Annotated in this window: 2 pseudogenes; one reads left to right on the plus strand and one right to left on the minus strand. The window is 76.4% G+C overall.

Going from position 1 to position 530, the window contains the following annotated elements:
* Positions 1-296 (minus strand): annotated as a pseudogene (locus tag ESO86_RS19850) (DNA polymerase III subunit gamma and tau); the annotation flags it as partial.
* On the opposite strand from ESO86_RS19850, the pseudogene ESO86_RS19855 reads away from it, so the two are divergent.
* Positions 283-530: pseudogene (locus tag ESO86_RS19855) on the plus strand (hypothetical protein); the annotation flags it as partial. The pseudogenes ESO86_RS19850 and ESO86_RS19855 overlap by 14 nt on opposite strands.

Below are 530 nucleotides of genomic sequence, written 5' to 3' on the forward strand. Positions count from 1 at the left end.
GACCCTGACGGAGCGGTCGCCGCCGTCGTCGAGCCTCGGCCGCCGTCGGGCGCCTGGGGCGCGGAGGGCGCGGGTGCCGCCGCTCCGCGATCCGCTCCCCCGCCGGCGGAGACGACGCGTGCGAGGAACTTGACCCGCACGCCGAGGACCTCGGCGATGGCACCGCGCAGGAGGTCTCCGACGCTCTGGCCGGGAGGGCCGGATCGGAAGCTGCCCATGTCGGACTCGCTCGGGAAGCCGAGGACGAGCACGTCGTCGTCGCGGTACTCGAGGACCTGGGCCGTGAACGCGACCATCCACGCGCTGCGCTTCGTGCGCTGGAGGCTCGAGAGCACCTCGGGCCAGGCGTCGCGCATCTGCTCGACGGTCACCGGCCCGACCGGGCGTGCGGGCTTCGCCGGAACCGGGGCCTCAGCGGGCGCAGCCGGAACCGTCGCCTCGGTCTCGGCCGCGGGCGTCTCCCACTTCGGCGGCGACGTGGGGGCGACCCGTTCCGCGGGCGCCTCGGCGGGAGCCGGCTTCTCGGCGGG

Origin of the sequence: Agromyces binzhouensis, assembly GCF_004135055.1 — a bacterium.
GTDB lineage: Bacteria > Actinomycetota > Actinomycetes > Actinomycetales > Microbacteriaceae > Agromyces > Agromyces binzhouensis.